At 61.6% G+C, this 5,320-nt stretch carries 5 protein-coding genes, 1 tRNA gene and 1 pseudogene; all 7 read right to left on the bottom strand.

Translation table 11 applies throughout. The annotated features are described in order from the left end of the window. Window positions 1-215: pseudogene (locus VGH68_RS01220) on the bottom strand (NADH-quinone oxidoreductase subunit B); the annotation flags it as partial. A gap of 62 nt (window positions 216-277) precedes the next feature. After that, window positions 278-637 (bottom strand): NADH-quinone oxidoreductase subunit A, encoded by a 360-nt coding sequence (locus VGH68_RS01215; protein WP_331601683.1) that lies wholly within the window; start codon window positions 635-637, stop codon window positions 278-280. Between the two features lie 149 nt (window positions 638-786). Then, a tRNA-Leu gene (locus VGH68_RS01210) sits at window positions 787-871 on the bottom strand. Between the two features lie 114 nt (window positions 872-985). Then, window positions 986-1,372, bottom strand: a complete 387-nt coding sequence (gene secG, locus VGH68_RS01205; RefSeq protein WP_331601682.1) for a preprotein translocase subunit SecG — start codon at window positions 1,370-1,372, stop codon at window positions 986-988. 82 nt (window positions 1,373-1,454) lie between these two features. Then, window positions 1,455-2,234, bottom strand: coding sequence for a triose-phosphate isomerase (tpiA, locus tag VGH68_RS01200; RefSeq protein WP_331601681.1), 780 nt, complete (start codon window positions 2,232-2,234; stop codon window positions 1,455-1,457). Between the two features lie 147 nt (window positions 2,235-2,381). Beyond that, a complete protein-coding gene (locus VGH68_RS01195; protein ID WP_331601680.1) occupies window positions 2,382-3,413 on the bottom strand; it encodes an NAD(P)H-quinone oxidoreductase in 1,032 nt (343 codons plus the stop codon). 229 nt (window positions 3,414-3,642) lie between these two features. Further along, window positions 3,643-5,320, bottom strand: a 1,678-nt coding sequence (gene pnp, locus VGH68_RS01190; protein WP_331601679.1) for a polyribonucleotide nucleotidyltransferase, incomplete at its 5' end; no start/stop codon positions are given.

The raw sequence follows: 5,320 nt of genomic DNA, 5'->3' as shown, positions 1-5,320 counted from the left end.
GCAACAATCATCACGTCCGACTGGCGCGGACTCGGACGGAACACCACGCCGAAGCGGTCGAGGTCATAACGGGCAGCGCCCGCATGCATCATCTCGACAGCGCAGCATGCAAGACCAAACGTCATCGGCCACAACGAGCCGGTGCGCGTCCAGTTGATCAGTTTGTCCGCCGTCGTGGTGACAAACCCTTCCTTCAAGACCCCTTCGATACTCATTTGCTTTCCACTCCAGACAGGGTAGCAAGCCCGGCCACCCGCGCAAACCGGCGATTAATCCATCATTCCCAGTCGAGCCCGCCCTTCTTCCAGATGTAGGCGAAGCCCAGCAGGAATTCGAGCAGGAAAATCATCATTGCCATGAAGCCGGACCAGCCGATGTCGCGCAGGGCCACGCCCCACGGAAACAGGAACGCCGTTTCAAGGTCGAAAATAATGAAGAGAATGGCGACGAGGTAGTAGCGCACGTCGAACTTCATGCGCGCATCTTCGAATGCTTCGAAGCCGCACTCATACGGTGCGTTTTTCTCGGTATCGGGCTTGTTGGGACCGAGGATTTTGCCGATACTGACCAGCGCTACGCCCAAACCGGTGCCCACAATAAGGAACAACAAAACGGGGAAATAGGCTGCGAGGTTCAAGACAATCCTCAATCGGTTGGTTCTGAGTGCCGTCAGGAGCATAGCACCCCTAACGCGAAATCACTTCGCCAGCGCACGTGACGCAAGCCGCGCGCCAGAAGCAAAAATGCCAGCCGAAGCGAAGCAAACGGCTGGCATTAGATAACATTTGGTGCCGACGGCGAGACTCGAACTCGCACAGCTTTCGCCACTACCCCCTCAAGATAGCGTGTCTACCAATTTCACCACGTCGGCACTATATGCAATCCGGGAAAACAACTTATAAAACCCGCGAATCGCTTCAAGACTTGAATTGTAACTTGTCCAAACAGATTGTTCAACGCACAAAGGGACGTCGGACGAAAAATTTTATTTCGGCACGCCCGTGGCCGGAACCGACGCCGGGGACGCGGGTGCAACTGCGACAGGGGCCGAACTACCGGTCGGCGCGGACGCCGCTGCGGACGCCGTAGGCGCCGTCGCCGCCGCGCCCAGCACGCCAGCGGAAGGTTTCGCGTGATACGCACCGAGGTAAGTTAGCGCCAGCGTCGAAACGAAAAACAGTGCGGCGAGTACGGCGGTCGTGCGCGACAGGAAGTTGGCCGAGCCAGTTGCGCCGAACAAACTGCCGGATGCTCCGCTGCCGAAGGCCGCGCCCATATCGGCGCCTTTACCGTGTTGCAGCAAAACGAGGCCGATGACCCCGAGTGCGGACAACAATTGAACGACGATAATCAATGTCTTGAAATACAGCATCACACTCACCTGAGTCTTTAATTAACCGCGCCGCACATTACGTGTTGCGCGCAATGAATTCACCGTCGTCGAGGCGCCCTGCTTAATCGGCCACGCTTGTTGCAGCCGCCTTGCAAATCGCCAGGAAATCCTGACCTTTCAACGACGCCCCACCAATGAGGCCACCATCGATATCGGGCTGACGGAACAGCTCTTCCGCGTTTTCCGGCTTCACACTGCCGCCGTATAGCAACGGCACGTCGGCAACCGCCTCGCCCTTTACCGCGAGACGCGCCCGCAGAAAAGCGTGCACGGCTTGCGCCTGCTCCGTGGTCGCGCTCTTGCCGGTCCCAATCGCCCACACCGGCTCATACGCGACGACGAGACGGCTAGCTTCCTGTGCCGACAGCTTTGCCAGCACGCCGTCCAACTGCGCGCCAACTACCTGCTCGGTAGAGCCGGCTTCACGCTCTTCAAGCGTTTCACCGACGCAGACAATCGGCGTCAAACCGGCTTCCAGCGCGCGCTGTGTCTTCACCCCGACCAGCTCGGCGCTCTCGCGGTGATACGCACGGCGCTCCGAATGCCCGACGATCGCGAGCGTCGCGCCAAAATCGGTCACCATAGGGGCGGCCACTTCACCGGTATAGGCACCGTGCGTGAACGCGGAAACGTCCTGCACACCCCACACGACGCGGGTGTCCTCCAGCAACGACTGCGTCTGCGCGAGGTAAAGGCTTGGCACACACACGCCAACACGTACGTTGACCGGTAATTCGCCCGACGCCTGCGCCACCGCCTGTAGCAGCGTCGCATTCGCGGCGAGCCGGCCATTCATCTTCCAGTTACCGACTACCAGTTTGGCTCGTTGCTGTTTCGACATCGTCTCGTATTGTCCTGTTTTGCCGGCGAACCTGGCTCGCGAGTCGCGGCCATTCGCGACTGACGATTTGCTGACACCCGCGGCCTACTAGTCTGACCTATCCGGCGCGCGCAAAACACGCGATTTTACTTCGCGGGGTGGATCGGGTCAAACCGATGGTGTCAAGCCCTGCTGATCCCACGTCAGCACGATCTTGCCGACGTGCGTGCCGCTTTCCATCAATGCATGCGCTTCGGCGGCCTGCGCAGCCGGGAACACACGATGTACGACCGGTTTGATACGGCCCGACGCGATGTGCGGCCACACATGCTCCTTCAGCTGTGCGGCGATTTGCGCCTTGAATTCGATCTGCCGCGGACGTAGCGTCGAGCCGGTCACCGTCAAACGGCGGCGCAGTACTTCGTTCAGGTTCAGCTCTGCCTTCGCGCCGCCAAGCAACGCGATCAGCACAATCCGGCCGCCATCGGCCAGCGCCGAAAGTTCGCGCGATACGTAGCTGCCAGCGACCATATCGAGGATCACGTCGACGCCTCGATCGTTGGTTAGCGACTTGATCACCTCGACGAAATCCTCGGTCTTGTAGTTGATGGCGCGCTCGGCCCCAAGCGCCTCGCATGCACGGCACTTGTCGTCGGACCCCGCGGTCGCGAATACACGAAAGCCGAGCGCGTGCGCGATCTGGATCGCCGTGACGCCGATGCCGCTCGAGCCGCCCTGCACGAGGAACGTTTCGTTCGGTCCGCCCTCGCCTTTGCCGAGCTGCCCGCGATTGAATACGTTGCTCCACACCGTGAAGAAGGTTTCGGGCAGCGACGCCGCCTCGACATCCGACAGACCGGCCGGCACGGGCAGGCATTGCAGCAACGGCGCGGTTGCGTACTCCGCATAGCCACCGCCCGCGAGCAGCGCGCACACACGATCGCCCAGCTTGAGGCCGAACGGGTTGTTCTTTTCATCGAGCGTACCGCCGACGATCTCGCCCGCGACTTCGAGCCCCGGCAAATCCGAGGCGCCCGGCGGTGGCGCGTAGCCGCCCTTGCGCTGAAACACATCCGGACGGTTGATGCCGGACGCCGCCGCCTTGATCAACACTTCGCCGGCCTGCGGTTGCGGCATCGGCCGCTCAGCCAGCTTGAGGACTTCCGGCGCACCGAATTCGGTGATTTCGATCGCTTTCATCTGCGTCAACTCCAAGATTGGATTGCGTTGCCTAACCGTTGCCGACACCTACCGCGTTGCCGCCGCAAACGCAGCCGCAAAGCACACCCGGCGCACCGTCGCATGGTCCTGCACTTTGGCGGACGACTCACCACGCTCGCCGCGTTGCGTTCGAATCCGCAACGCAATCCATCCTGCATGAAAAACGGCCGGCGCGCTTGCGCGCTGCCGGCCGTTTTTTGTTACCGCATTACTGCGGGTTCGGTTCGCCTTGCGGCGCGTCGTTCAGCAATGCCTTCGCCGACAGACGCACGCGACCCTTCTCGTCCGTCTGGATGACCTTGACCTTCACCTGCTGGCCATCCTTCAGATAGTCGTTAATGTCCTTGATACGCTCGTTGGCGATTTCGGAGATATGCAGCAGACCGTCCTTGCCCGGCAGGATGTTGACGATCGCACCGAAATCGAGCAGCTTGAGCACGGTGCCTTCGTACACCTGACCCACTTCGACTTCCAGCGTGATGTTCTCGATACGCTTCTTCGCTTCGGCCATCCCTTCGCTGCTCGTGCTCGCGATCGTGACGACGCCGTCGTCGGAGATGTCGATCGTCGTGCCGGTTTCCTCGGTCAGCGCACGGATTACCGAGCCGCCCTTGCCGATCACGTCGCGGATCTTTTCCGGATTGATCTTGATCGTGATCATGCGCGGTGCGAACTCCGACAACTGCGTGTTAGCTCCCGACACGGCCGAGGTCATCTTGCCGAGGATGTGCATGCGGCCTTCCTTCGCCTGCGCGAGCGCCACCTGCATGATTTCCTTGGTGATACCCTGGATCTTGATGTCCATCTGCAGCGCGGTCACGCCTTGCTCGGTGCCCGCCACCTTGAAGTCCATGTCGCCGAGGTGATCTTCGTCGCCGAGGATGTCGGTCAGCACCGCGAAGCGGTTGCCTTCGAGGATCAGGCCCATTGCGATACCCGCGACGTGCGCCTTCATCGGCACGCCGGCGTCCATCAGCGCGAGGCAGCCGCCGCACACCGACGCCATCGACGACGAACCGTTCGATTCGGTGATCTCCGACACGACGCGAATCGAGTAGCCGAATTCGTCGGCGCTCGGCAGGCATGCTGCCAGCGCGCGCTTGGCCAGACGACCGTGGCCGATTTCACGGCGCTTCGGCGATCCGACCCGGCCCGTTTCGCCGGTCGCGAACGGCGGCATGTTGTAGTGGAGCATGAAGCGTTCGCGGTACTCGCCTTCGAGCGCGTCGATGTTCTGCTCGTCGCCCTTCGTGCCCAGCGTTGCCACCACCAGCGCTTGCGTTTCGCCGCGCGTGAACAGTGCCGAACCGTGCGTACGCGGCAACACGCCGGTACGGATTTCGATCGGGCGCACGGTGCGCGTGTCGCGGCCGTCGATGCGCGGCTCGCCGTTCAGGATCTGCGTACGGACGATCTTCGCTTCGATGTCGAACAGCACGTTGCCGACGGTGGCCTTGTCGGCCGCCGCCGTACCGCTTGCCGCCGCGTCTTCTTCGAGCTTCGCCGACGTCGCTGCGTAGATTTCCTTCAGCTTCGCCGAACGTGCCTGCTTGTCGCGGATCTGGTAAGCGGCGAGCAGGTCGGCTTGCGCCAGTTCCGTCACGCGTGCGATCAGCGGCTCGTTCTTCGCCGCCGGTTGCCAATCCCATTCCGGCTTGCCGCCTTCACGGACCAGCTCGTGGATTGCGTCGATCGCGATCTGCATTTGCTCGTGACCGAACACGACGCCGCCGAGCATCACTTCCTCGCTCAGTTGCTGCGCTTCCGATTCCACCATCAGCACCGCGCGTTCCGTACCGGCGACGATCAGGTCGAGCGCCGATTCCTTCATTTGCGGACGCGTCGGGTTCAACACGTATTCGTTGTTGATGTAGGCCACGCGTGCT

The sequence above is a fragment of the Paraburkholderia sp. genome (genome assembly GCF_036488505.1).
In the GTDB taxonomy this organism is placed as follows: domain Bacteria; phylum Pseudomonadota; class Gammaproteobacteria; order Burkholderiales; family Burkholderiaceae; genus Paraburkholderia.
The sequence above is the reverse complement of the archived record's forward strand: the minus strand, read 5'-3'. Positions and strand labels throughout refer to the sequence as shown.

Bases quoted from the DNA above. Each gene is read 5' to 3' on its own strand.
- secG (WP_331601682.1), bottom strand. From the start codon at position 1,372: ATGCTGTATTTCAAGACATTGATTATCGTCGTTCAATTGTTGTCCGCA.
- tpiA (WP_331601681.1), bottom strand. From the start codon at position 2,234: ATGTCGAAACAGCAACGAGCCAAACTGGTAGTCGGTAACTGGAAGATG.
- VGH68_RS01195 (WP_331601680.1), bottom strand. From the start codon at position 3,413: ATGAAAGCGATCGAAATCACCGAATTCGGTGCGCCGGAAGTCCTCAAG.